This window comes from Rhodococcus sp. H-CA8f (assembly GCF_002501585.1).
GTDB classification, from domain to species: Bacteria; Actinomycetota; Actinomycetes; order Mycobacteriales; family Mycobacteriaceae; genus Rhodococcus_F; species Rhodococcus_F erythropolis.
Map to the genome: position 1 here is coordinate 489356 of NZ_CP023720.1, position 24755 is coordinate 514110.

18 protein-coding genes are annotated in these 24755 nt (G+C 62.0%); 14 read left to right on the top strand and 4 right to left on the bottom strand.

Going from position 1 to position 24755, the window contains the following annotated elements:
• The first annotated feature begins 16 nt into the window (after positions 1 to 16).
• Positions 17 to 769, top strand: a complete 753-nt coding sequence (locus CPI83_RS02280; RefSeq protein WP_019745792.1) for an IclR family transcriptional regulator — start codon at positions 17 to 19, stop codon at positions 767 to 769.
• 99 nt (positions 770 to 868) lie between these two features.
• On the top strand, positions 869 to 2056 hold the full coding sequence (locus tag CPI83_RS02285; RefSeq protein ID WP_097386700.1) for a 4-hydroxybenzoate 3-monooxygenase: 1188 nt from the start codon (positions 869 to 871) through the stop codon (positions 2054 to 2056).
• A gap of 30 nt (positions 2057 to 2086) precedes the next feature.
• On the opposite strand, the gene CPI83_RS02290 is transcribed toward CPI83_RS02285, so the two are convergent.
• The 3 genes from CPI83_RS02290 to CPI83_RS02300 form a co-directional block, all read right to left on the bottom strand.
• Positions 2087 to 2326, bottom strand: coding sequence for a DUF4440 domain-containing protein (locus tag CPI83_RS02290; RefSeq protein WP_097386701.1), 240 nt, complete (start codon positions 2324 to 2326; stop codon positions 2087 to 2089).
• Between the two features lie 72 nt (positions 2327 to 2398).
• Positions 2399 to 3721, bottom strand: a complete 1323-nt coding sequence (locus CPI83_RS02295) for a ClC family H(+)/Cl(-) exchange transporter (RefSeq protein WP_070796033.1) — start codon at positions 3719 to 3721, stop codon at positions 2399 to 2401.
• A 114-nt stretch (positions 3722 to 3835) separates the two neighbouring features.
• Positions 3836 to 4456 (bottom strand): LysE/ArgO family amino acid transporter, encoded by a 621-nt coding sequence (locus CPI83_RS02300; RefSeq protein ID WP_020971145.1) that lies wholly within the window; start codon positions 4454 to 4456, stop codon positions 3836 to 3838.
• A 75-nt stretch (positions 4457 to 4531) separates the two neighbouring features.
• Here CPI83_RS02300 and CPI83_RS02305 point away from each other — a divergent pair, with 75 nt between their 5' ends.
• From CPI83_RS02305 to CPI83_RS02325, 5 genes are all read left to right on the top strand, one after another.
• Positions 4532 to 5425, top strand: a complete 894-nt coding sequence (locus tag CPI83_RS02305) for a LysR family transcriptional regulator ArgP (protein WP_097386702.1) — start codon at positions 4532 to 4534, stop codon at positions 5423 to 5425.
• A gap of 132 nt (positions 5426 to 5557) precedes the next feature.
• Positions 5558 to 7030 carry an AMP-binding protein gene (locus CPI83_RS02310; RefSeq protein WP_097388112.1) on the top strand — a complete coding sequence of 491 codons (1473 nt, stop codon included), beginning with the start codon at positions 5558 to 5560 and terminating at the stop codon, positions 7028 to 7030.
• Between the two features lie 85 nt (positions 7031 to 7115).
• Positions 7116 to 8963 carry a DUF3556 domain-containing protein gene (locus tag CPI83_RS02315; RefSeq protein ID WP_097386703.1) on the top strand — a complete coding sequence of 616 codons (1848 nt, stop codon included), beginning with the start codon at positions 7116 to 7118 and terminating at the stop codon, positions 8961 to 8963.
• On the top strand, positions 8960 to 10393 hold the full coding sequence (locus CPI83_RS02320) for an NAD(P)/FAD-dependent oxidoreductase (protein ID WP_097386704.1): 1434 nt from the start codon (positions 8960 to 8962) through the stop codon (positions 10391 to 10393). The genes CPI83_RS02315 and CPI83_RS02320 overlap by 4 nt, the downstream gene beginning before the upstream one ends.
• A gap of 35 nt (positions 10394 to 10428) precedes the next feature.
• Positions 10429 to 11718 carry a helix-turn-helix domain-containing protein gene (locus CPI83_RS02325; RefSeq protein ID WP_019745783.1) on the top strand — a complete coding sequence of 430 codons (1290 nt, stop codon included), beginning with the start codon at positions 10429 to 10431 and terminating at the stop codon, positions 11716 to 11718.
• Positions 11719 to 11810: 92 nt separating this feature from the next.
• On the opposite strand, the gene CPI83_RS02330 is transcribed toward CPI83_RS02325, so the two are convergent.
• Positions 11811 to 13115, bottom strand: coding sequence for an HNH endonuclease signature motif containing protein (locus CPI83_RS02330; protein ID WP_097386705.1), 1305 nt, complete (start codon positions 13113 to 13115; stop codon positions 11811 to 11813).
• A 116-nt stretch (positions 13116 to 13231) separates the two neighbouring features.
• Between CPI83_RS02330 and CPI83_RS02335 the strand changes: the two genes are divergently transcribed.
• The 7 genes from CPI83_RS02335 (at position 13232) to CPI83_RS02365 (ending at position 24755) form a co-directional block, all read left to right on the top strand.
• Positions 13232 to 14530, top strand: a complete 1299-nt coding sequence (locus CPI83_RS02335; RefSeq protein ID WP_097386706.1) for an SWIM zinc finger family protein — start codon at positions 13232 to 13234, stop codon at positions 14528 to 14530.
• Positions 14527 to 16011 (top strand): DUF5691 domain-containing protein, encoded by a 1485-nt coding sequence (locus CPI83_RS02340; protein ID WP_097386707.1) that lies wholly within the window; start codon positions 14527 to 14529, stop codon positions 16009 to 16011. Before CPI83_RS02335 ends, CPI83_RS02340 begins: the two co-directional genes overlap by 4 nt.
• Complete coding sequence (locus CPI83_RS02345) at positions 16008 to 17123, top strand: AAA family ATPase (protein ID WP_097386708.1); 1116 nt, start codon at positions 16008 to 16010, stop codon at positions 17121 to 17123. The genes CPI83_RS02340 and CPI83_RS02345 overlap by 4 nt, the downstream gene beginning before the upstream one ends.
• Positions 17120 to 19306 carry a DUF5682 family protein gene (locus CPI83_RS02350; RefSeq protein WP_097386709.1) on the top strand — a complete coding sequence of 729 codons (2187 nt, stop codon included), beginning with the start codon at positions 17120 to 17122 and terminating at the stop codon, positions 19304 to 19306. Before CPI83_RS02345 ends, CPI83_RS02350 begins: the two co-directional genes overlap by 4 nt.
• Positions 19303 to 20466, top strand: coding sequence for a VWA domain-containing protein (locus CPI83_RS02355; protein WP_097386710.1), 1164 nt, complete (start codon positions 19303 to 19305; stop codon positions 20464 to 20466). Before CPI83_RS02350 ends, CPI83_RS02355 begins: the two co-directional genes overlap by 4 nt.
• 92 nt (positions 20467 to 20558) lie before the next feature.
• Positions 20559 to 22181, top strand: a complete 1623-nt coding sequence (locus CPI83_RS02360; protein ID WP_020971136.1) for an MFS transporter — start codon at positions 20559 to 20561, stop codon at positions 22179 to 22181.
• Positions 22182 to 22418: 237 nt separating this feature from the next.
• Positions 22419 to 24755, top strand: a complete 2337-nt coding sequence (locus CPI83_RS02365) for an EAL domain-containing protein (protein WP_232816841.1) — start codon at positions 22419 to 22421, stop codon at positions 24753 to 24755.

The following is a 24755-nucleotide window of genomic DNA, read 5'->3' on the forward strand; positions in this document are numbered from 1 at the left end:
CTGTCACACTGTGTGAATGGCATCAGGCGACCGTTCGTTGATCGGCCGGGCATTTATCGTGCTCGGTGCCTTCGACGCGAAATCGCCGCGGTTGACGCAGTCGGAGATCAGTCGTCGCAGCGGTTTACCTCTGCCCACCGTTCATCGGCTGTGTGGGCAGTTGGTGGCTGAGGGCGCACTCGAGCGTCGGAGTGACGGCAAGTACCAGGTCGGAGTGCGGTTGTGGGAGATCGGCGCTCTTGCTCCAGGGGCGCACGGGCTCAGACAGGTGGCGTTGCCGTTTCTCGAGGACCTGTACGAGGTCACCCGGGAGAACGTGCAGTTGGTCGTTCGTGAGGGTACCGAGGCTCTGTACCTCGAGCGCTTGTCCTCGCGTAGCGCTGTCACCGTTGTCGGTCGCGCCGGGGGAAGATTGCCGTTGCATGCGTCCAGCGGTGGACTGATTCTCCTCGCGCACGGCGGAACCGAACTTCTCGACGACGTCCTCCAGGCAGGTCTCGAGTCGTTCACTCCCAAAACCATTACGTCCGAGCGGATTTTGCGAGCAACTCTCGACGAGATTAGACGCACCGGGTTTGTCGTCTGCCGTGAGTATCTGAACGTCGGAACCCTTGCCGTCGCCGCTCCAGTACGCGAAGCCGGTGGCAATGTCGTCGCAGCAGTCTCGACAGTTGTTCCGGTGGAGCAGGATCCGGCTCCTTTACTGCCGGCCTTGGTCGCGGCCGCCCGTGGAATTTCACGCGGGCTCGGTGGCGGCGGACTTGGATAGTTCGTATTCGGTCTTTCACTGAGTGAAATTACAGCTGTTCAGGGGAGTGATCGTGGTCGATGGTGGTCTCAATCGTCACTCACCTCAGGAGTTCTCTGTATGTCTTCTTCGCGCACCCAGGTCGGAATCGTCGGTGGTGGTCCCGCCGGGTTGATGCTCTCGCATCTGTTGCATCTGAAGGGAATCGATTCGGTAGTCCTGGAATGTCGCACCCGTGAAGAGGTAGAAGGCACCATTCGTGCCGGCGTGCTCGAACAGAACACGGTTGATCTCATGGTCGAGACCGGACTCGGTGATCGACTGAAGCGGGAGGGCCTCGAACATCACGGAATCGAGCTGCGATTCGGCGGGCGAGGGCACCGAATCGCGTTCGACGAATTGACCGACGGGAGCGCCGTCACGGTGTATCCGCAGCACGAGGTGCTCAAGGATCTGATCGCGCGACGTCTTGCTGACGGCGGGGACATTCGATTCGGAGTGTCCGACGCGAAAGTGCACGATCACGAATCGGATCGCCCGAGCATCACTTTTGTCGACTCGGACGGAAACGACCAGAAGCTCGAGTGCGCCCTGGTGGCCGGTTGCGACGGATCACGTACGCAAACGCGAAAGCTGATTCCCGAACCGTCGATCCGAACGGATCATTTCCGCCAATATCCCTTCGCGTGGTTCGGCATCCTGGCCGAGGCTCCGCCGTCATCGGAAGAATTGATCTACGCCAACCATGAGCGTGGGTTTGCACTGATCAGCACGCGGACGCCCGAGGTGCAGCGTCATTATCTTCAGGTCGATCCGGACGACTCCGTGGACAACTGGTCCGACGATCGAATCTGGGACGAGCTGCACATGCGCGTCGACGGCGAGGGTGCAGAGATCAAGGACGGCAGGATCTTTCAGAAATCGATCCTTCAGTTCCGCAGCTTCGTTTGTGAACCGATGCAGCACGGCAACCTGTTTCTTGCCGGCGATGCGGCGCACACCGTGCCGCCGACCGGTGCGAAGGGAATGAATCTCGCGATCGCCGACGTTTACGCTCTGGCGAAGGCAATGGACAGTTTCTTCACCTCGTCCGACCGAAAGATGTTGGACGGGTACACCGAAACGGTGCTGCCGCGTGTGTGGCGGACGCAGCACTTCTCGTGGTGGATGTCGTCGATGCTCCATCGCTTGCCAGGCGACAGCGGTTTCGGGCATCGCCGTCAACTGGCCGAGTTGGACATGGTCACGCGTTCGGTCGCCGGACGAACGCTGATCGCCGAGAACTACGTCGGAACGCCCTTGATCTAGAGAGCTGTCGCAGATTTTGCGGTGCGTAAATCAGTGGAGCGGGGTGCCTTGATGGTGTACCAGTTGCCATCCGGCCGGGGCGCGGCGCCACAGGGATGTGCGCCGAGCTCGACGCACGCCACGGAGTGAATCCCACTGTGTCAGGACGTATCCGTCGTCGATGATGCGACCGGTCAAGTTGTGAACTTCGATGCCGTCGCCGTCGATGGGTTCGTTTCGCAGTGATTCAACGGTCGACGGTAGGTCCCGGACGCTACCCGACGCACCTATCTCGGTGAAGACTTTGTGGGGTCATGAATGCTCCTCTGCCTACGCATTGGTCGGGCACGATGTCGATCGTGATCATCGCAGAGGTGGGTGTCGAGTTTCCAACATCCGTTCTCGGAGACTGTCGTAGATAGGTGCCGACCCTGCCGCGGTGGCGACGAATACCGCTGCCGCAGTGGCAGCGAGCATCGGGACGAGCGTCGACGTCACCGCTGTCATCTCGACCACGATCACGATGCCGGTGAACGGTGCGCGCACTACAGCGCCGAAGAAGGCAGCCATGCCGATGGTGGCCATGGTGACCGTGAGCCCGGCGTCCACTCCGGGCACGAAGCTCGACAGTCCGGTGAAGATCGACCCCCAGAGTGCACCGAGTGCAAGTAAGGGAGCGAACAGTCCGCCGGGAGTTCCAGCGGCATACGAGAGCGGGCCAGTGAAGAACCGAACCGCCAAGTACAGCAGCAGGATCGGCAGTACGAAGGTCCTTCCGCCGACGATCATCTGTGCAAGAACGTCGCCGCCCCCACTGGCCAGCGGGTCGAGGAACAGCGTCAGGCCGATGGTGGCGCCGATCGTTGCGCCGATGACAGTCGGCGGGATCCTGTCGAGTCGTGCAACGGCGTCGAGTAGACCCAGAATCAAGCGGTTGTAGGCGATACCGAGTAGCCCCGTGAGGATTCCGAAGACGACAAACAGTGGCAAGAGTGCGAGTTGAGGCGTCGGGACGGTGCCGACCTCGAAATCGGGTTGGTCACCGATGACAAGTCGTGCACAGCCCACCGCGACCGAAACACCGAAAAGTGTTGGCAGGACGGTGCGCAGCCGAAATGAGTGCGTCACCTCCTCGCAGACGAACAGTGCCCCGGCGATCGGCGCGTTGAACGCGACGGCGAGTCCTGCTCCGGCCGTGGATGTTTGCAGCATGGCGACGTCCGGTTCGGCAAGGCGGGCCCGCCGTCCCGCTTCTGCCCCGATCGCCGCACCCATGTGTACGGTGGGGCCCTCGCGGCCGAGAACCAGACCGGAGCCGATCGCCAAGAGGCCGCCGATGAATCTGGCAGGCACGAGATTGATTCCCGGCGGCTTCGCTTCGCCGCGGGACACCGCCTCGACGTGCTGGATGCCGCTTCCCTTTGCGAGGGGTACTCGTCTGACGATCAGTACGGCCAGCACGGTGCACAAGGCCACCAGGACGACCGGCACGAGCCACCCGACGTACGGAACGTGATGCGCCCAGTTCACGATCGTCCGACGGAGTTCGTCGGCCCTGATCAGACACCAGCGGAATGCACCGCCGACAAATCCGACCCCGACGCCCGCGACCGCAGCGAGTAGACACAGCAAACTCAGTCCGCGGTTGGAGTCACGCGGTTCGGTGCCGCCGTCGTCCTCGGTCATCGTGATCAGCCCTACCTGATGGTCACAACTCGCGACAGGTGAATTGAGCTTCCTCACCTTGGACGGTAACCCATCCCGATACCCGCAGTGTCGGATCGAGGTTGTGCAGCCGAGTCACAATTCGACAAGCAGACTGATTCCGAGAACCGCCATCATCACGGCGATCAGAGCGTCGAGAATCCGCCAGGCGTTGGGTTTCGCAAAAAGCGGCGTCAGCAGACGTGCGCCGTAACCGAGGGCGCTGAACCAGACCACACTCGCGGTGATGGCACCGGCCGCAAACCACCAACGTCCGATTTCGCCGCGACCGTTGGCAATTGAACCCATGAGCACCACGGTGTCGAGGTAAACGTGTGGATTGAGCCAGGTGAGAGCCAATGCCATCGTGACGGCGGCCAGCCTCGAACCGTTGCCGTGCTGATCCGGCGCCAGCGTCTGGGGTCGAAGCGCCCGCTTGGCGGCGAAGATTGCATAGCTGAGGAGGAAGACCGCACCGGCGATACGAACGAACGTGATCAGCGACGGTGCGTGTTCGAGGAGGGTCCCGATTCCGCTGATGCCTGCAAGGATCAGAATTGCGTCTGACAACGCGCACACTGCGACGATCGGGAGTACGTGCGATCGCGTCAGACCTTGGCGAAGAACAAACGCATTCTGGGCGCCGATTGCGACGATCAATGACAGTCCGACTCCGAAACCGACGAGGGCCGACGCAGGGTCGTTGGTGCTGAGCATGTTGTCGAGCCTGCCGCGCAGATATCATTCAGTCCAGCTAATGATTCTTAGGACGCATCAGAGTAGCTTCAGATTATGTTGGATTTCGAGCAACTGAGGGCATTGCACGCCGCGGTCGACGAGGGAACCTTCGAGGCGGCGGCGCGGAAGCTGCACATCACGCCTTCGGCGGTCAGCCAACGAATCAAAGCTCTCGAGACCGCGGTTGGCCGGATCCTGGTGCAGCGCACCAAACCCATCCAGGTCACCGATTCCGGGAGAGAAGTCCTGCGTCTTGCCCGTCAGATAGACGCACTGTCGCGTGACACCGTGCGAGAACTCGGTTTGGAAAATGGTTCGAACACCTTCGCCCGCGTCTCGATCGCGGTCAATGCCGATTCGCTGTCCACTTGGGTTCTCGGGGCCCTCGCGGAGTTCACGCAAGAAGTCAGTTTCGATTTTCATCTCGACGATCAAGACCACACCACCGAACTGCTGCGCGACGGTTCGGTCATGGCTGCTGTCACGTCTGTTGCGTCACCGATTCAAGGGTGTACCTCCAGTCGGTTGGGCATCATGCGGTATCGGCCGATGGCGAGCGCAGAGTTCTGCCGTCGCTGGTTCGCAGATGGTGTCACGGCCGAATCTCTTTCGGAGGCGCCGCTGGTGGTGTTCAATCGCAAGGATCTGCTGCAGGATCGGTACCTCGATCAAAAGGTCGGCCAACCGGCAGATCCGCCTCGCCATCTTGTTCCGTCATCGGCAGACTTCGTGGACGCCGTCAGACGGGGATACGGGTGGGGGTTGATACCGGACCTGCAGTGCGGCGAAGACGATCGCGGCGGAGTGCTGATCGGATTCGATCCGGACTTCGTGGACGACGTTCCGCTGTACTGGCAGCAGTGGAAACTGTCGTCACCCGTCTTGCGCCGGATCTCCGAAGTGGTGACCCGACGTGCCCACGAAGTGTTGCATCAGCCCTCGATCTGATGTTCGCCGCCCTTGCGGCGTTGTGCTCAGGGAACAAAGAACCTGGATAAGTTGATCCCCTGAGACCGTTTCTTCGGCCACAGGACGCCGATAGTGTTTTGAGTCACACACGAATGAAAGGTGCTGACTCTCGTGGCGGACATCGGATATCTGGCTTGGGATCTTGCGGAGAAGTACGGGAAGAAGCCGTGCCTGCGGGACGACCACGTCGAACTCACGTATGAAGAGTTCGCAGAGCGTACGGAAGCTGTTGCCGCGCAATTGGCCGGACTCGGAATCGGACTCGGTGACGTGGTGGCGATCATGCTGCCCAATCGCGCCGAGTTGCTGATCGCGATCATGGCTGTCTGGCGCATCGGTGCTGCAGCTACACCCATCAATCCGATGTTCACCGCGAACGAAGCGGATTACCAGATCGCGGACTCCGGGGCCGAGTTGGTCATCACCGCTACTGCCGATGCGCCCTCGGGTGGCCGTGCGGTGTTGGTCGTCGACGATCTGGCGACAGTGCCGCCGACCGATCCCCGACCCGGAATCGATGTTGCAGCAGACGATCTGGCGTTACTCATCTACACCAGCGGCTCCACCGGACGGCCCAAGGGAGTGATGCTCACGCATTCCAACCTGCAGTTCATGGCTTCGTCGATGGGCAAGAACATCGGTGTTACCGGCGCGGATCACTGCCTGCTGATTCTGCCGTTGTTCCATGTCAACGCGATCTGCGTCAGCGTCCTGACGCCCTTGCTTGTCGGCGGACAGGTGAGTGTCACCGGGAAGTTCTCGGTTTCGAGATTCTTCGACGACGTTGCGCGGCTTCGCCCCACGTATTTCTCGGCGGTGCCGGCAATCTACGCGATGCTGACCTCGCAGCCGGAAGACGCCTCGATCAACACGTCGTCCTTGAGGTTTGCCGTGTGCGGTGCGGCGCCGATCAGCAAGGAACTCCTCGAACGCGCGGAGCAGCGTTTCGGTTTCGTGATCGTGGAGGGTTACGGACTCACCGAGGGGACCTGTGCGTCGGCCTGTAATCCTGTGGAGGGCCTGCGCAAACTCGGTACGGTCGGCCCGGCGTTGCCCGGCCAGCAGATTGCCATTCTTGCCGAGGACGGAACCTTTGCTCCCGTCGGAACTGCCGGAGAGGTGGTCATCAAGGGCGGCAACGTGATGCGTGGCTATCTGGGCAAGCCGGAGGAGACCGCGAAGACCGTCAAGGATGGTTGGTTGCATACCGGCGACGTCGGGGTCCTCGACGAAGACGGCTACCTGACCCTGGTCGATCGCATCAAGGACATGATCATCCGTGGGGGCGAGAACATCTACCCCAAAGAGATCGAAAATTCGCTCGCCACACATCCTTCCGTGCTCGAGGCCGCCGTCATCGGTGCTCCGCACCAGGTCTACGGAGAGGTGCCAGTTGCCTATGTCGTTGCCTACCCCGACGCGCCCGTCACCGAAGGCGAACTGCTCGAACATGTCACGGCCTTGCTCACCCGAGTAAAGGTGCCAGTGGCGATCTACGTCGTCGATACGCTTCCCCGAAACCCGGTGGGCAAGATCGACAAACCCGGAATGAGACGAGCTTTGAGCGCAACTCCCGCTCACTAGTCCCTTCCCCGTAATACCAGCACAACTCGACGACGTGCGTCGAGTCGATCCGTCATGCCCACATTCCGTAGTTCAGGAGCACATCATGGGATTCAAAGAAGGAAACTTCCCTCCCGTCGATCCGGCAACCTTCATGGACAAGCCGTTTCTCGAGCGTCTGCGTGACATGTCCACGCACTGGGTGGATTACGGCTTCGGTACACCGAAGATGGTCCACACCGTCTACATCATGAAACTGTTGTTCCTCTACCTGGCAGCTGGAACAGCCGTTGCCACTTTGACTTCCGGCCTCTCGTGGTTCGACATCGGATCATGGTGGAACCAGCCGATCGTCTACCAGAAACTCATCATCTGGACCATGATGCTCGAAATCCTGGGCCTGGCAGGGTCTTGGGGTCCATTGGCCGGCCACTTCAAACCGATGACCGGTGGAGTTCTCTACTGGATCCGCCCCGGCACGATTCGCCTGCCACCGTGGCCGGGCAAGGTGCCGCTCACCTCGGGTGACACCCGCACGGTGTTCGACGTCGTCATCTACGTCGCCGTAGTCGCCAATCTTCTTGTTGCCGCGGTTCTTCCCGGCGTTCACACCGCAGGAATCGATTCGGCAATCGCCGACAATGCCGGACTGGTACGCCCGACGGTCTTGTACTCCTTCCTCGTGCTGGTGGTGATTCTCGGGTTGCGGGACAAGGTGCCCTTCATCGCTGCCCGTAGTGAGCAGTACCTGCCGGCGATCTTCTTCTTCACGTTCCTGCCCTTCGTCGACATGATTCTGGCGCTCAAACTGCTGATCGTCATGGTGTGGATCGGTGCCGGTGTCTCGAAGTTCGGCCGTCACTTCTCGCTGGTGGTCCCCCCGATGCTCAGCAATACGCCGTGGATCCCGTCGAAGAAGATCAAGCGTGCGCACTACCGGAATTTCCCGGAGGATCTGCGGCCCTCGCACCTCGGCGGCGGGGTCGCACACGTGGCCGGAACGATGGTCGAGATCGTCACCCCGCTGATACTGCTGTTCTCGACGAACAAGACACTCACCATCCTTGCGGTGATCCTCATGGTCGGATTCCATCTCTTCATCGCGTCGACCTTCCCGCTGGCCGTTCCGCTGGAATGGAATCTTCTGTTCGCTTACGCCTCGGTCTTCCTGTTCCTGGGCTTTCCGGCGTGGGACGGCTACGGCCTCGGCGCCATGTCTTCACCCTGGATCACAGCGGGAATTATTGCAGCCCTTGCCTTCTTCCCCATTCTCGGAAACCTTCGACCCGATCTGGTGTCGTTCCTGCCGTCGATGCGTCAGTACGCCGGCAACTGGGCATCTGCGACGTGGGCATTCGCGCCGGGCGCCGAAGCGAAGATCGACCAGTACATCAAGCGTCCGTCGCCGGATACGCGTAATCAGTTGATGACGATGTACCCCGAAGATGTGTCCGATGTCGTTCTGCATCAGCTGTTGGGTTGGCGTTCCATGCACAGCCAGGGGCGTGCACTGTTCTCACTGATGATCAGGCACCTCGGCGACGACATCAACACGTACTCGCTGCGGGAAGCCGAGTTCATGTGCAACTCCATCGTCGCCTTCAACTTCGGTGACGGGCACCTGCACGACGCGAAGTTGATTGCCGCCATTCAGCGTCGCTGCAATTTCGCGCCCGGCGAGTTCCTGGTGACCTGGATCGAATCGCAGCCCATCCACAAGGGAACGCAGGAGTACCAGGTGATCGACGCCGCTCTCGGCGTCATCGAACGGGGTACTTTCAAGGTCGCCGACGCAGTTGCCGAACAGCCGTGGTTGCCGAACGGGCCCATTCCGTTCGACGTTCAGTGGACACTGGACGTACGGGCCGACCGCGCGGCAACAGATCCGCAGGTTGTCTCCGAGCCGAAGATGCGTACGAGGGCCAGCGGTAGCGAGCAAGAGGTGAGTAAGTGACAAAGGCCGTAGTCGTCGGCAGCGGGCCCAATGGGCTCGCTGCCGCGGTACACCTCGCACGTAGCGGTGTGGACGTGCAGGTGCTCGAGGCCGCCGACCAGATCGGCGGAGGCACTCGCTCCGGTCCGATCGACGTGCCGGGGTTGATTCACGATCACTGCTCGGCGTTTCACCCGATGGGTATCGGCTCGCCGTACCTGTCAAAGCTGGACCTCGAGCGATACGGGCTGATCTGGAGATGGGCAGAGGTGGACTGCGCGCATCCGCTCGACAACGGGGACGCCGGTGTTCTGTACCGCTCGCTGGAGCAGACGGCGGCGGGACTCGGCGCGGACGGACCTCGATGGCAACGCATGTTCGGTGACTTGTCGACGGGATTCGATGCATTGGCGTCCGACCTGATGCGCCCGATCGTCAATGTCCCGCGGCATCCGCTGCGGCTCGCAGCTTTCGGTCCGCGAGCGCTGCTTCCGGCAACCGTGACCGCGAAGTTGTGGAAGACCGACAAAGGGAAGGCGCTGTTCGGCGGGGTTGCCGCGCACGCCTTCTATCCACTCAACCGTCCGGCCACCTCGGCGGTGGGATTGATGATCACTGCTGCTGGTCACCGCTACGGTTGGCCGGTTGCCGAGGGAGGTTCGCGTTCGATCACCGACGCCATGGCCGCGATGCTCCTCGATCACGGCGGCAAGATCGACACCGGCATTCGGGTTCGCACGGCCTCCGAGATTCCGGACGCCGATGTTGTTCTGCTGGATGTCAATCCGGGGGGTGCGCTCGAAATCCTGGGCGATCGACTCCCTGGCCGAGTGGCGAGAGCCTATCGAAAGTTCAAGCAGGCTCCCGGAGCGTTCAAGGTCGATTTTGCGATCGAAGGTCATGTGCCGTGGACCAATCCGGATTGCGCTCGGGCCGGAACTGTCCATCTGGCAGGTGGTTTCGACGAAATCGTGGCCGCTGAGCGTGAGACGAATTCAGGCCGCATGCCGGATCGGCCGTTCGTGCTCCTCGGTCAGCAATACCTGGCTGATTCCACCCGATCCGCCGGGAACGTTCATCCGCTGTACGCCTATGCGCACGTGCCACACGGATATGCCGGCGACGCTACAGAGGCGATCATTCGTCAGATCGAGAGGTTTGCGCCAGGATTCCGGGATCAGATCGTCGCGACAACGAGCAGTGGTACAGCTGACCTGGCACAAGACAATCCGAATCAGGTAGGCGGCGACATCATCGGAGGTGCCAACACCGAACTGCAGGTTGTCTTGCGTCCGCGCGTGGCAGTCGATCCGTACAGCACGGGGATCGCGGGCACTTACCTGTGCTCGGCCTCGACCCCGCCGGGTGCCGGAGCACATGGAATGTGCGGGTACAACGCGGCCGAATCGGCTCTGAAGTACCTGCGACGAAAGGGTGCGGAAGTTCTGTGAGTAGTCCATCGCACAAGGAGCGAGGCGCCGGCGCGATGCGGCGTCTCGCCCGAGTGCCTGCAGCCGCGGAGCCGGAAGTGCTTGCGGTGGTTGCCGAGTTGGCCCGACGACTCGACGAGCGCAGTGCCGACATTGCGCGTGAGATGGCCTTCATGATGGCTCACGAAATCGACCAATTGGATGCAGACGCCAAATTGCTCGAAATGCTCGAGGCCAGCGTGCAGGGAAACATCACGACGATCATCCACGTATTGGCCAACGACATTCCGATCGATCATCTCCAACCGACCACTGCCGCAGTGGAATACGCTCTGCGTCTGGCGCAGCGGGACGTTCCGTCCAACTCTCTCGTTCGGGCCTACCACATGGGCCAAGGCGATCTGATGCGGATCTGTCACGACGAGATCAGCACACTGGATATTCCGGCGCGACTCACTTTGGCTGTCCTGAAACACACTTCGGATGTGGTCTACAGCTACATCGACTGGATCACGCTCTACGTCTTCGACGCGTACGAGCGGGAACGCAGTCGATGGATGGCAGCGCAGGGAAACCTCCATTCGGCCGCGATCCACGCCCTCCTGTCCGGCACCAACGCAGATACCGCTGCTTTCGAAGCGGAGACCGGGTACCGCCTGGGTCAGAACCACGTCGCCCTGGTGGTTTGGTCGACGTGGGATGCGGACGTCATGGGCATCAACACGCTCGATCGACTCGTACGTGATCTCGGCGCAGCGGCGGGAGCGGACAAGCCGCCGATCATCACCGCCATCGATCGACGCACGGTGTGGGCGTGGCTGCCGTTCGGTCGCCGGGTGCCTGCGCCGGATCCGGAGGTTCTCGCTGCGGCAGTGCCGTTGGACGGCGGAGCGCGGGTGGCAATCGGACTGCCAGGGTCAGGGGTCGAAGGTTTCAAGCGATCTCACGAACAGGCAACCGCCGCCTATTCGGTTGCTGCCGTGCCGGATACGCCGCAACGGCCGGTGGTGAGCTTCGGGGACCGCGGCGTCGCTGTGGTTTCACTTCTGTCCGAGAACATCGATTCTACGAAGTCATGGGTCTGGGAGGTGCTAGGCCCGTTGGCGGACGATACGCCTTCTGCTGCATCCTTGCGGACGACGTTGAGCGTGTACTTCGCCCACGGAGAAAGTCATCTGCACACTGCCAATCACATGAATCTGCACCGGAATACAGTGAAGTATCGCATCAACAAGGCGCTCGGAGATCCAGTCGCTGCCGGCCGAGACAAGTTGGATCTCGCTCTGGCCCTGCAGGTTTGTGAGTTGTTGGGTAGATCGGTCCTGCGCCCCGCTAAAACCTCGTGAGCCGTGGATGCGACACGGCCTGTGGGCTCCGTATCGGGTTCTGATGTCCGATGCGGAGCCTGGCCGTGTTCTGTTGTGCCTGAGGTTCGTCCTCAGGTTTTGAATGTGGTGTTCGCGGGCCGTGGGTGCTGCTGCGGGTCGATCGAGGGTGGTGGGATGAACCAGGGTTTGTTGTCGGTGCCTATGCGAATCTCCCATTTCCCGACGAACCCGGATTTGCGGTGCATCAACCGATGATGCGAACGGCACAGCAGGACAAGGTTGTTCATCACGGTCGGCCCGCCGTTGGCCCAGTGCCGAATATGGTGTGCATCCGTCCAGGCGGGCACGCATGTGCAGCCGGGGAATGCGCAGCCTTTGTCTCGGGCGATCAACGCCACTCGCTGTTCGGCGGTGACCAACCTCTTTCCGGGTTTCGCATCCAAGGGCGCCCCGTGATCGTCGAGCAGCACCGTGGACAGGAAACAATCACACCCGAGAAGCCTGGTCTGCGACACCGAGAGTGGTCCGAGCCAGGGCATGTGCCCGACATCGAGATCCGATACAGCCGTTTCACCATCAGGAGCAGCGGGTGTTGCGGCGCAGTCACGGTGCTCCGCCAGATCACGGGCGTTGATGTGCACGTTCACGTGCGGACGCTGCCCACCATCGAAACCGGTCTTGGCGCAGTCCAAGTACCGGCGGATCAGTTCGGTGAACCCGTCCGCCGTGCGTTTCGCTGCGGACCGGGCGTCCGGGGTTCCATCGGGTGCCGGGGTGGGCATCGTCAGATTCGACAACGCCGACAACAACATTTCCCCGGTGAGGGCATCGAAATCGCCGCGCACCACCACCCGGCCGTTCAACGTCGACGCGATCCGCAACTCGTTCCGGTCGACATCTTCGGCAGGCGGAATCTCATCGGATTCGAACACTCGCTCCAAGGTCGCGATAACACTCCGCACTTTCGTGGTCGTCGCCTCCACCCCGGACGCGGCAGCCAACAACAAATCGATACAGCGAGGGAGCGCCTCCTCCGGCATGCCCTTCGGCGGGGATTCGCCGAACGCCACGATCAACACGGCGTGCTCGAAGGAGCAGTCCCCGACGTCGAACCGGGCAGCCACCGCGGGAAACGGTCGTAGCGCTGCACCGAGGGCGGCGATCTTCTTCCCGTCCCGGATTTGCAGCATCGTGTTGGCCGCCAACCACGAACCGACACCGCGGCTGGCGATCACCTGATCATCGGGACGCATCGACAACTCGTCGACCACTGCCACACGCACAGCCTCGAGACGAAGAATCTCCGCACTCGCCGACACCGCAGCAGCACGCAACTCAGAAGCCGTCAACCGCCACATGCGTCCGCGCAACCCCACCGCAGAACCCGAGACCACATCCGACAACAGAACACTCATTGAATCCCCCGATCCCCACCCCCAACAATACTCGAACATGCGTTCGAGTCAAGAGCTGATTCACTAAAGGATCGACCTGACTCTGCGATGTCAGCGGGTTGTCATACTGTGGTCGAGTGACTTCGCCGTGGACAGCTGGGCAGGTGGCGTCGGTAGCTCCCGACGCCGCATCGCTGGCCGCTGCGCGTAAGTTGGCTGGTTCGTGGAGCCATGCCGGCAGTAGCGGTCTCGCGCTCTGGGGGCTGTGTCAGGGCAGCGGCTCGAAGCCGTATCAAGCAGTGGTTGACCTGCGGGGCCCTGCATACAAGTGCTCGTGCCCCAGTCGAAAGTTTCCGTGCAAACATGCTCTGGGGCTGCTGGTGGAATGGTCGGAAGGGCGTGTGCCGTCGGCGGACGAGCCCGCCGACTTCGCGGCAGAGTGGTTGTCGCGCCGCGAGGAGAAGACCGAGAACACCGGCGAAAGCGGCGACGAGGCGCCCAAGAAGTCTCCCGACCCGGCGACAGCGCAGAAGCGCGCCGACCGCGTTGCGAGCGGGCTCGTCGAATTGGACCTGTGGATCACCGATCAGATCCGCGGTGGTCTGGCGGCGATGGACACGTCCTGGGCGGGCTTCGACGCGGTAGCCGCTCGCATGGTGGATGCTCAGGCGCCCGGTATTGCAGGCGCGCTTCGAGCATTGGCGGGAATCGTTGCGTCTACGGAGAACTGGCCCGAGAAGGTCCTCGACGAGTTGGCTCGGTTGCACCTGCTGGTCGCTGCGCATCAGAAGCTGTCCGAGTTGCCGGAAGATCTTGCCCATTCGGTGAAAGCGCACGTCGGCTATCCCGTCTCAACCGAGAGTGTGATGGAATCGATTCCGGTGAAAGAGAACTGGATGATTCTCGGTTCCGGGATCACCGAGGAGAAGCGACTGTTCACCCGAACCGTGTGGATGCTCGGCAGGAATTCGAAACGGTGGGCCATGCTGCTCGACTTCTCCCACGGGTCACCCAATTTTGCCACCGAAACGCCGCCAGTCGGGTTTCTGCTCAATGCCGATGTTCATTTCTATCCCGGTGCCGCGGCATTGCGGGCGCGGATGGGGGCAACGCACGGTGAACCGGAGCCCTTCACAACCATGCCGTTCGGAAGCATCGACGCTGCGTTGCAGCAGTTTACCGATGCCCTCGCCGCAGATCCCTGGTTGCGCTCGTGGCCGGCAGTGATCAGTTCGGTGGTCCCGTCGTTCGTCGACGGTTCCTGGTTTCTCGTCGACGAATCGGGCACAGCGCTTCGGGCAGAAGGTGATTCGGATCTTCTGTGGAAGTTGCTCGGTATTTCCGGCGGTTACCCGGTCACGGTCTGCGGAACGTGGAATGCGCTGGCTCTTACTCCGATCTCGGTTTTCACGGGAGGGCAGGTGATCGTGCTGTGAGCACTTTGATCTCGGCTGCTCTTCTCGGGACTGCCAGAACCTCGACAACATTCGAGGAGCTGCCGGCCGAAGTGCGAGGCCATGCCCGCGAACTCGACGGCGATCCTGCCGAGATGCTTCTGGCAGCAGCAGCGGTGGAGAGGGCGTACCGCCGTGGCGGTGCGGGCTCCACCACGGCGGCCGTGCCGACACCTGCTCCAGACGATGTGCGATTCACGCTGCCGGAATCCTCATCGGCGCACCTGCTGTCGATGCTCGCGGCCAAGGCGACCTTGCTCGACGAGTGGTTCGCAGTCGCGTTGGAGCGCAACTACCGTGCGCCTGATCATCTGGTCGCCGAGTTGCTTTCCTTTGCACGTGCGAGCGAAGCTCACCGGGAGAGCATCCTGCAGATCGTCGGCGAGCGTGGCCGATGGCTAGCCGCGCAAAACCCCGAGTGGAGCAAGCTCGTCCGAACCAGGGATGCAAATCCGGATGTCTGGCGTCACGGAAGTTCGTCCCAGCGCACGCAGTGGCTGATAGACACTCGCCGAACAGATCCCGCGCTGGCACTGGCCGAACTCAGAAAATCGTGGGGCACCGAGCGGGGCGAACAGAAGGCTGCATTTGTCTCGACTCTGGCAATCGGATCGAGCGCCGACGATCAACCATTGTTGGAGGAAGCCCTCGACGACCGTCGCAAGGACGTGCGACGCGCAGCAGTGGAGGTGCTCGGACGTATTCCCGAATCGGAGTTCGGGGAGCGAATGGCCGCGCGGGTTCAGAAATGGGCGCGGGTGGAGCGGAAACTGCTTCGATCCACGTTGGTCATCTTGCCGCCTGAGGAAGTCGATGCGGCGGCGAGGCGAGACGGCATCGAAGATCGGCCGAATCCACACACCGACTATCGTGCTGAGTACGTGCGTCAGGCGATCAGTTCTGCGCCGTTGTCTTTGTGGAACAATATGATCGGTGAACCCGGCAAGGTCTTGGGGGTGAGCGTTGACGAAGGCTGGGAGCCGATCCTTCACGACGCTTGGTCCACCGCTGCAGCCGCGCAGAACAATGCGGAATGGGCGCTGGAACTCTTTCGCACGCGCGGCACGGCCACCGATCGACGCCTACTCCCGTTGGTGCCGGCCAAGGCGCTGGCTGACCTGTTGAGGTCTGGAAACGGCGACGCCAATGTTCTGCACCCGGGCAGGGCAGCGATCTACGACGCTCTGCGAGGTCCATGGCCAGACGACATCACCCGGGCAGTCGTGGCCCAGTGGGAACGAGTTGCGGCCAGACGTGCCGATGGGGGCGCCAAGGCCGGCGAATTCTCGCGCTACAAATACAGCGCATCGCTACGCCTAGCCGAGAGTCGATTTCCCTACAGCGCAGTAACTTTGCTCGATCGGGCTGCGGAACGTGCACGTGACCCGGACTGGCGGCAGACCTTCGCCAGAACTGCCAGCGCCATCACCCACCGCAAGACCCTGCTCGAGGAGCTCACATGACTGACAGCGCAACCGTGCCCACCACAGAACCGGCAAAGCTGATGCGGCCCCACGCAGAGCAGGAGTACGCACTCGAACTCGAAGCACTGGCCGCGCAGGACACCCGCCCGCGTCCACCGTCGTGGAACTTGTCGCCCTGGGCCGTGGTGACGTATCTGTTGGGTGGCACTCTCGACGAAGGAACGGTCATTTCACCGAAGTACGTCGGTCCACGGCGGTTGATGGAAGTGGCCGTCGCAACTCTTGCCACCGACCGGGCGCTACTGCTGTTGGGCGTGCCGGGTACAGCCAAGACCTGGGTCTCCGAACACCTTTCGGCTGCAATCTCGGGTGCGTCGACGCTCCTGGTTCAAGGCACGTCGGGTACGCCCGAGGAAGCTATCCGCTACGGCTGGAACTACGCACGCCTTCTCTCGGAGGGGCCGACCGCCGGTGCGCTGGTGCCGTCACCTGTGATGACCGCGATGGAAACCGGGAAGATCGCCCGCGTCGAAGAGCTGACGCGTATTCCGGCCGACGTGCAGGACGCCCTCATCACCATTCTCTCCGAGAAGACGTTGCCGGTGCCGGAACTGGGCATCGAGGTGCAGGCAGCCAAGGGCTTCAATCTGATCGCTACCGCCAACGATCGCGATCGCGGTGTCAACGATCTGTCGTCCGCACTGCGTCGACGGTTCAACACAGTTGTTCTCCCGTTGCCGGCCAGCGAGGAGGACGAGGTGGCTATCGTGGCACGCCGAGTCGAACAGTTGGGCGCAGCACTGGAATTGCCGACAACCCCCGCAGCAGCCGAGGAAATTCGCCGGGTCGTCACCGTGTTCCGGGAACTGCGATCAGGCACGACCACCGACGGCCGCACCAAGTTGAAGTCCCCGTCCGGAACTCTGTCGACGGCGGAGGCGATCTCGGTGGTCACCAACGGTTTGGCGTTGTCTGCGCATTTCGGGGACGGCGTACTGCGGGCATCCGACGTCGCTGCCGGAATCCTGGGTTCGGTGATCAAGGATCCGGTCGCAGACAAGGTTGTGTGGAACGAGTACCTCGAGGCAGTAGTGCGTGAACGCGGCGAGTGGTCCGACTTCTACCGGGCGTGCCGCGAGGTCACCGGGTGACCATCGTGATTCCGGACCTGCGTGTCCGGGTCTTCGGTATCCGTCACCACGGCCCGGGATCTGCTCGTTCGGTTCGGCAGGGCCTGGACGAGTTTTCCCCCGACGTGGTCCTGATCGAAGGTCCTTCGGATGCAGACCCGTTGGTGATGCTGGCGGCATCGGAGTCGATGGAACCGCCGATTGCGTTGCTCGCGTACGCCACTGGCGAACCGTCGAAGGCGGCCTTCTGGCCGTTTGCGGTGTTCTCACCTGAATGGCAAGCGCTGCAGTGGGCTGCGAAGAACGGTGTGCAGGCAAGATTCTGCGATCTGCCCGCGTTCAACGTGTTGGCGGATCAGGGGATTCGTACTGTCCGCGAGGGCGATCCTCTGTCTGAACTGGCCGCGGCCGCGGGTTTCGACGACACCGAACGCTGGTGGGATTCGGTGATCGAATCAAGTTCGGGCGCAGATTCTTTCGATGCGATCACCGAGGCGATGGAGGCGCTGCGTGAGACGGTGCCGATCGACGAGGAGACAGCGCATCGCGAAGCATATATGCGGCAGGTGCTGCGAAAGACGTTGAAGGATGGCGCCGAGCGGGTAGCGGTCGTCTGCGGTGCCTGGCACGCGCCGGCGTTGGTCGGAGCCTTGGGGCCTGCGGCACCCGACGCCCGCATTCTCAAGGGGATGTCCAAGGTCAAGACCTCGCTGACCTGGGTTCCCTGGACACATTCACGCCTGGCGTCGGCATCGGGTTACGGAGCTGGAATCACCTCGCCGGGCTGGTATCACCATCTGTTCACCGCGAACGACAAGACGATCACGCGGTGGCTCACCAAAGTTGCGAGGGTGCTCAGGGACGAGGACCTTCCCATCTCGAGTGCTCACGTCATCGAAGCTGTCCGATTGGCAGATACGTTGGCTGCACTGCGTTCTCGCCCGCTGGCCGGATTGTCGGAAGTTACCGAGGCTACGAGGTCGGTGATGTGCGACGGAAACGACGTTCTTCTGGATCTGATCACACGAAGACTCGTTGTGGGCGAAGCCCTGGGTGCGGTGCCCGAAGAAACTCCGACGGTTCCGCTCGAAGCAGACCTGCGAGCACGTTCGAAGACTTTGCGGCTCAAACAACAAGCGGGAGCAAAGGCTCTCGATCTGGACCTGCGACGCGATATCGACGTCGAGCGTTCCCAGTTCCTGCACCGACTGGGGATCCTCGAGATCGATTGGGGAACCCCGGCCGACAGTGAGGTCCGTTCCACCGGAACTTTCCGAGAGACTTGGGCGCTGCAATGGAAGCCCGAATTCTCGGTCTCGGTGATCGAGGCGTCGCTGTGGGGTACGACGGTGGCCGCAGCGGCGGCATCACGTGTCGTCTCGAAGATCAACGAGCCGGACATCACTCTCGCGTCACTGATCGGACTACTGGAGAACTCACTGCTCGCAAACCTCCCGGCAGCTTTGTCTGCGGTTTTGGAGAGTGTGAAAACAGTTGCGGCACTAGACCATGACGTGTCACATCTGATGGCGGCGCTACCGACGCTGACCCGAACGCTGCGATACGGCGATGTGCGCGGAACCGATGTGACGGCGTTGATCGACGTCGCCGACAGCTTGTTGATCCGGATCTGCACCGGCCTCGCAGTCGCCGTCACAGGACTGGACGATCCCAGCGCCGAGGAGTTTCGCGATCACCTCGACAAGGTTCACTCGGCAGTCATGGTCCGTGACGATCGCGATGCGAGCGCACGGTGGCTGCAGGCGATGGCCGGCGTGATCGACCGTGACGACGTCAACGGTTTACTCGTCGGACGGATGGTGCGGCTACTGCGCGACAGCGGTTCGATCACGGAAACCGCTGCAGCCCAGCGCTTGTCTCGGGCCCTGTCCGTGGGCAGCGCGCCGACCGCCAAAGCCGGGTGGGTCGACGGGTTTCTCGGCGGCGGAGGGCTTGTGCTCGTTCACGATCGAGCGTTGCTCACGCTGATCGACACGTGGGTCCGCCAACTTCGTGAGCAGGACTTCATCGACACGCTTCCGTTGCTTCGACGCACGTTCGGAGCCTTCGAGGCAGGGGAGCGTCGAGCGATCGGTCAGGCGGTCAGAGGTGGACGACGCGTCGAGACGACAGTGGAGACCGATACTCGACGCGGCCGAGCGGCAATGGCGGTCGTTGCCGAGATACTGGGAGCGCGCGTATGAGCGACGACGATCAGCGCCTTCGGCGCTGGAGATTGATGCTCGGGGAATCCGCCGAAGAATCGACGGGAGGGCTGGGCCAACCGGGCGACAGTCGAATGGATGCAGCTCTCGCAGCGCTCTACGACTCGTCCGGCCCGACCAAGGGGCGCCGCCGCTCAGCCGGATTGGGGGCGTCGGCGCCGTCCGTCGCCAGATGGCTCGGCGATATCCGGACGTACTTTCCCAGCACGGTGGTGCAGGTGATGCAGAAGGATGCAATCGACCGACTGGGTTTGGCGCAGTTGCTGCTCGAACCGGAACTGCTCGATGCCGTCGAGCCCGATGTACATCTGGTCGGGACGCTGCTGAGCCTCAACCAGGTCATGCCGGAGGCCAGCAAGGCCACTGCTCGAATGGTCGTCGGGAAGGTGGTTCGGGAGGTCGAAGAGCGAATCGCGCAGAAAACGAAGGCCGCGGTGACCGGGGCACTCAATCGTTCGGCCAGAACGTCGAATCCGAAGTTGCGTGACATCGACTGGGACCGAACCATCCGAGCAAATCTGTCGCACTACCTGCCGGAGTATCGAACCGTCGTCCCCGAGCGGCTCGTCGGATACGGCCGCAAGTCGAAATCTGTGCAGCGCGACGTGGTCCTGGCGATCGACCAATCGGGTTCGATGGCGTCCAGCGTCGTCTACGCGTCCGTGTTCGGCGCGGTGTTGGCGTCGATGCAAGCGCTGAAGACTTCGCTCGTGGTTTTCGACACCGCCGTCGTCGATCTGACGGACAAACTGTCCGACCCCGTCGACGTCCTGTTCGGGACCCAACTTGGTGGGGGCACGGACATCAACCGCGCAATCGCGTACAGCCAGTCGCTGATCTCGCGTCCTGCCGAGTCGATGCTTGTTCTGATCTCGGACCTCTACGAGGGCGGTATTCGGAACGAGATGCTGCGGCGCATGGCGGCCATGAAGAATGCCGGCGTTCAGGTTGTGGTTCTGCTGGCGCTCTCGGACGACGGCGCTCCATCGTTCGATCACGACAATGCAGCGGCGCTGAGTGCCCTCGGGATTCCCGCGTTTGCGTGCACGCCGGACAAGTTTCCGGAACTGCTCGCGGTCGCTCTGGAACGCGGCGACGTGTCGGCCTGGGCGGATCAACTCGCACTCGAACAGCGCTGACTCGAACGGCACTGACTCAAACAGCCTCGAACAGCCTCAAACAGCACTGACCGGTCTGCTTCGAAGACCTGAGCACCGGGTACACCCGCACGATGGGTGACGGACAGGTTGCTGGTTCGACTACGCAGGCGGGTTCGGGGCTGGTTCTCACGGTGTTGGCGAGCAGCCAGTTCCTGATGACCCTGGACAGCTCGGTCATGAATGTTTCGATGGCGACCGTCGCCGAGGACGTCGGCACGAGTATCACCGGCATTCAAACCGCGATCACGCTGTACACCCTGGTCATGGCGACTCTGATGATCACGGGTAGCAAAGTCGGTTCGATGATGGGCCGTCGCCGAGCCTTCGCACTCGGCTTGGTCATCTACGGCGCTGGTTCTCTGACGACTGCGCTCGCTCCGAATCTCGTGGTCCTGTTGATCGGTTGGTCGTTCCTCGAAGGCGTCGGCGCGGCGCTCATCATGCCCGCGATCGTTGCGCTCGTCGCCACCAACTTCCCGGCGGAGAAGCGTCCGGCGGCCTACGGCCTCGTCGCTGCAGCAGGCGCGATAGCCGTGGCAGTGGGGCCGCTGATCGGCGGCGCGGCGACGACATTTGCGTCGTGGCGTTACGTGTTCGTCGGCGAAGTCGTGATCGTCGTCCTGATCTTGCTGGTGCTCAGCAAGGTGGTCGACGTCCCACCGTCGAAGTCGCGCCTCGACTACTTCGGTTCGATCCTGTCCGTGGTGGGACTGGGAATGATCGTCTTCGGTGTGCTGCGTTCGAGCGAGTGGGGTTGGGTGCAGGCCAAACCTGGCGGGCCGCAGCTGGTGGGGTTGTCTCCGGTGGTGTGGCTGCTGATCGTCGGGCTCCTTGTCGTTTACGGATTCCTGCGATGGGAGGGGCGCCTGGCCGCTGCGGGGAAGGAGCCTCTGCTCGATCCGGCGATGCTGAGAAACCGCGAACTCAGTGGCGGGCTGTCGATGTTCTTCGCGCAGTTTCTGGTGCAGGCGGGCGTGTTCTTCGCGGTTCCTTTGTTCTTGTCCGTAGTTCTGGAGCTCAGCGCTCTCGAGACCGGAATTCGCATCCTGCCGTTGTCGGCGGCGCTCGTCGTGGCGGCGATCGGTATTCCGAAGCTACGGCCTACCGCGAACCCGCGACGCGTGGTCCGAGTCGGATTGTTGGTCATGGTCGTCGGCATTCTGATGCTCGTGGCAGGCATGGACCCCGGCGCCAATGCGGCGATCGTGATGATTCCCATGCTGTTCATGGGTTTCGGCTTGGGGTGCCTGTCTTCGCAGCTCGGAGCCGTCACGGTGTCCTCGGTCCCGGACGAACGCAGCACCGAGGTCGGCGGGTTGCAGAACACCGCCACCAACCTCGGCGCTTCCTTGGGAACTGCCCTGATCGGATCGGTTCTCATTGCCACTCTCACGACGTCGGCGATCGCCGGAATCGAAGACAATCCGGCGGTTCCGACATCGGTGCAGCAGCAAGCGAGCACCGACATGGCCTCGGGGGTGCCGTTCCTGTCGACGACGCAACTCCGATCCGCTCTCAGTGACGCCGGCGTCGCCGAGTCCACGGCGGATGCGATCGTGGACGTGAACGAAGAAGCCAGGCTGGACGCGTTGCGTGTCGCCTTTGCCGTGGCAGCGCTGCTCGCAATCGCCGCGTTGTTCCCGACCGCTCGAATCCCCCGCGTCGCGGTCGGCGACAAACGTGGTTCGAGCTAAGAATCAGCAATCGCGGATCGACCTGGACGATCGACGGAACGACCTCTGGATATAGTGATCTGCGCACAATCGATTCGTCAGATGGCTACCGTTGTGAAGGAAACAAGCAGCGAGTCTGAAACACTGACGTTTCACCGGATAAGGGTTCGGTGGGGAGCCAGGGGAGGTTCGGATGGCCAGGCGAGCGGATTCGACGCCCGCTGATGGCGCCTGCGTTAGTGTCGGGATGCCTCACTGATGAACCGTCTGAGTCGATTGAGTCGATTGAGTCGGCAAGATCCTGCTTCGGAGACCGACTGCAACAGCCTGTTTCGCCGTCAGATCGACGAGGCTGCGGCCGTCGCGCCGTTCGCCAATCTTGCGTACATGGCGAGTTTGGTCGTGATTCTGACCTACACCGTCCCGCCCGGACGTCAGACGCTCAGGTGGTTGGGCGGCGCCCTCATCTTTCTTGTCCTCGCGAATTCGATTCGAGTATGGATACCGCTTCGCTGGCGACCGTCGAAGCACACACCGCGCTACGACTACGTGGGTCTGCTCGTCGAAGTGATCGTTGTCGCGACCCTAGACGTCGCACTTTTTGCCCTGCTCTTTCACGACATGGACGTCTTCCGCGACTTGGTTCTGATCGCGACGATGGCAGGAATCATGGGCGCCGGGACCGTGACGTTCTCCAGTCTGAGATCGGTGAGCCTGACCTGGATCTACATTCACGGCCTCGGCGTCTTCACTGTTCTCATCGTCCACGCCGAACCCCACTTTCGCGTACTTGCGATTCAGTTGTGCATCTACATGTTTGCGCTCACCGTAGGGGCGGTCTATCTGTCGGCCTCGTTCCAGAGACGTTGTCTCGCAGAGTTTCAGGCGGAATCCGAGCGTCAGACGGTGGCGTTGTTGCTCGACGGTTTCGAAGGCGGTTCCCGCGACTGGCTGTGGGAGTGCGACACCAACGGCCGGTTCTCCCACACCTCGGCACGTCTCGCCGAGGTCGCAGGTATGACGGTGGACGAGTTGCAGCAACTCACCTTCGGGCAACTCCTCACCAGACTCCAGATCGCGTCGAGTCCGGAGGGGCGTGCGGCCGCGGCCCAGATGATCGACAAACTCGAATCGAGTGCCCCCTTCCGGGACACCGTCGTGCCGGTGCATGTCGACGGTAGGCGGCGCTGGTGGTCTCTTTCCGGTAATCCACGGGTTCTCGAATCCGGCGTGATTCTGGGTTGGCGCGGTGTCGGTTCCGACATCACGGAGAGGTATGTCCACGAGCAGGAGATCCTTCGCCTTGCGGCCACCGACTCGTTGACCGGGTTGCCGAACCGTCGTGCGTTCGGTGTGGCGCTCGAGGAAGCGATCAATTCTCGGGCGCCGGACAAGCAGGTTCTCGTCGGGATTCTCGACCTCGACAATTTCAAATCGGTCAACGACACCCTTGGACATCCGATCGGGGACCAATTACTTCTCGAAGTCACGACACGCCTGCGCAAGGTCGTAGGTTCGGACATGTGCTCGCGGATGGGCGGCGACGAATTCGGGCTGATCGTCTGCACGTCGTCGCGCGACGATCCCGGAGTGATCTTCGATCGGTACCTGGAAGTGCTGCACGAACCATTCTTCGTCGAAGGCAATCGAATAGAAGTGCGGGCCACGATCGGTTACTCCAGCGCGCCCGAGGATTCAACAGACGCAGACGGATTGGTGATGCTGGCGGATCTGGCTCTGTACGAAGCGAAGTCGACGGGGCGCAATCGAGTAGGCAAGTTCTCACCGCTGCTGCGGGCGAGGGCATCGGCGCGGGCGACTGCGCTCCACGAGCTGGACAGAGGGATCGAGGAAGGGCAGTTCGATCTCCACTATCAGCCTCAGGTCGACACTCAGACCGGTGAAGTGGTGGCCTTCGAGGCTCTTCTACGGTGGAACCATCCCAGTCGCGGCCTCATCGGGCCCAGCCAGTTCATCTCGGTGGCGGAGGAAACCGGAATGATCATTCCCCTCGGCGCGCAGGCGATGGCGATGGCGACCGCGGCTGCTGCGGGGTGGCCGACCGGAATCGGTGTCTCGGTCAACGTTTCGCCAGTGCAGTTGGTGTCGCGAGAGTTCGGTGCGATGGTGAAGAAAGCTCTGACGGATTCGGGCTTGGCTCCGCATCTGCTGCAGCTCGAAATCACCGAGACAGGTGTTGTGGACGATCGCGCGATCCGGGATCTCTACAAGCTGCGTGAGCTCGGGGTTACCGTCGCGCTCGACGATTTCGGCACCGGCTATTCTTCCTTCGCCACGCTCCAGAGACTTCCAATCGACGTTCTCAAGATCGATCGCATGCTGGTCACCGACTCGGACGATCCGAAGATGTCCGTGGTGAAGTCCATTGTCGAATTGGCCGCGGCCCTCGGTATGAAATCGTTGGCCGAGGGCGTCGAGACCATCGAGCAGTTCCGCCGCGTTCAGTGGGTCGGGTGTGACCTGGTCCAGGGCTATCACATCAGCAAGGCTCTGACCGCTGAGCGCGTCGATGTGTATCTTGCCGCCACGGACACGGAAACCGGGCGCAGCGTCCACCCACTTACGTGGCTGTGA

What these genes read in the sequence shown, in the direction of transcription:
- CPI83_RS02330 (WP_097386705.1), bottom strand. Translation starts at nt 13,115, where the DNA reads ATGAGTGTTCTGTTGTCGGATGTGGTCTCGGGTTCTGCGGTGGGGTTG.
- CPI83_RS02355 (WP_097386710.1), top strand. Translation starts at nt 19,303, where the DNA reads ATGAGCGACGACGATCAGCGCCTTCGGCGCTGGAGATTGATGCTCGGG.
- CPI83_RS02315 (WP_097386703.1), top strand. Translation starts at nt 7,116, where the DNA reads ATGGGATTCAAAGAAGGAAACTTCCCTCCCGTCGATCCGGCAACCTTC.
- CPI83_RS02300 (WP_020971145.1), bottom strand. Translation starts at nt 4,456, where the DNA reads ATGCTCAGCACCAACGACCCTGCGTCGGCCCTCGTCGGTTTCGGAGTC.
- CPI83_RS02285 (WP_097386700.1), top strand. Translation starts at nt 869, where the DNA reads ATGTCTTCTTCGCGCACCCAGGTCGGAATCGTCGGTGGTGGTCCCGCC.
- CPI83_RS02345 (WP_097386708.1), top strand. Translation starts at nt 16,008, where the DNA reads ATGACTGACAGCGCAACCGTGCCCACCACAGAACCGGCAAAGCTGATG.
- CPI83_RS02305 (WP_097386702.1), top strand. Translation starts at nt 4,532, where the DNA reads ATGTTGGATTTCGAGCAACTGAGGGCATTGCACGCCGCGGTCGACGAG.
- CPI83_RS02295 (WP_070796033.1), bottom strand. Translation starts at nt 3,721, where the DNA reads ATGACCGAGGACGACGGCGGCACCGAACCGCGTGACTCCAACCGCGGA.
- CPI83_RS02280 (WP_019745792.1), top strand. Translation starts at nt 17, where the DNA reads ATGGCATCAGGCGACCGTTCGTTGATCGGCCGGGCATTTATCGTGCTC.
- CPI83_RS02360 (WP_020971136.1), top strand. Translation starts at nt 20,559, where the DNA reads ATGGGTGACGGACAGGTTGCTGGTTCGACTACGCAGGCGGGTTCGGGG.
- CPI83_RS02365 (WP_232816841.1), top strand. Translation starts at nt 22,419, where the DNA reads ATGAACCGTCTGAGTCGATTGAGTCGATTGAGTCGGCAAGATCCTGCT.
- CPI83_RS02325 (WP_019745783.1), top strand. Translation starts at nt 10,429, where the DNA reads ATGCGGCGTCTCGCCCGAGTGCCTGCAGCCGCGGAGCCGGAAGTGCTT.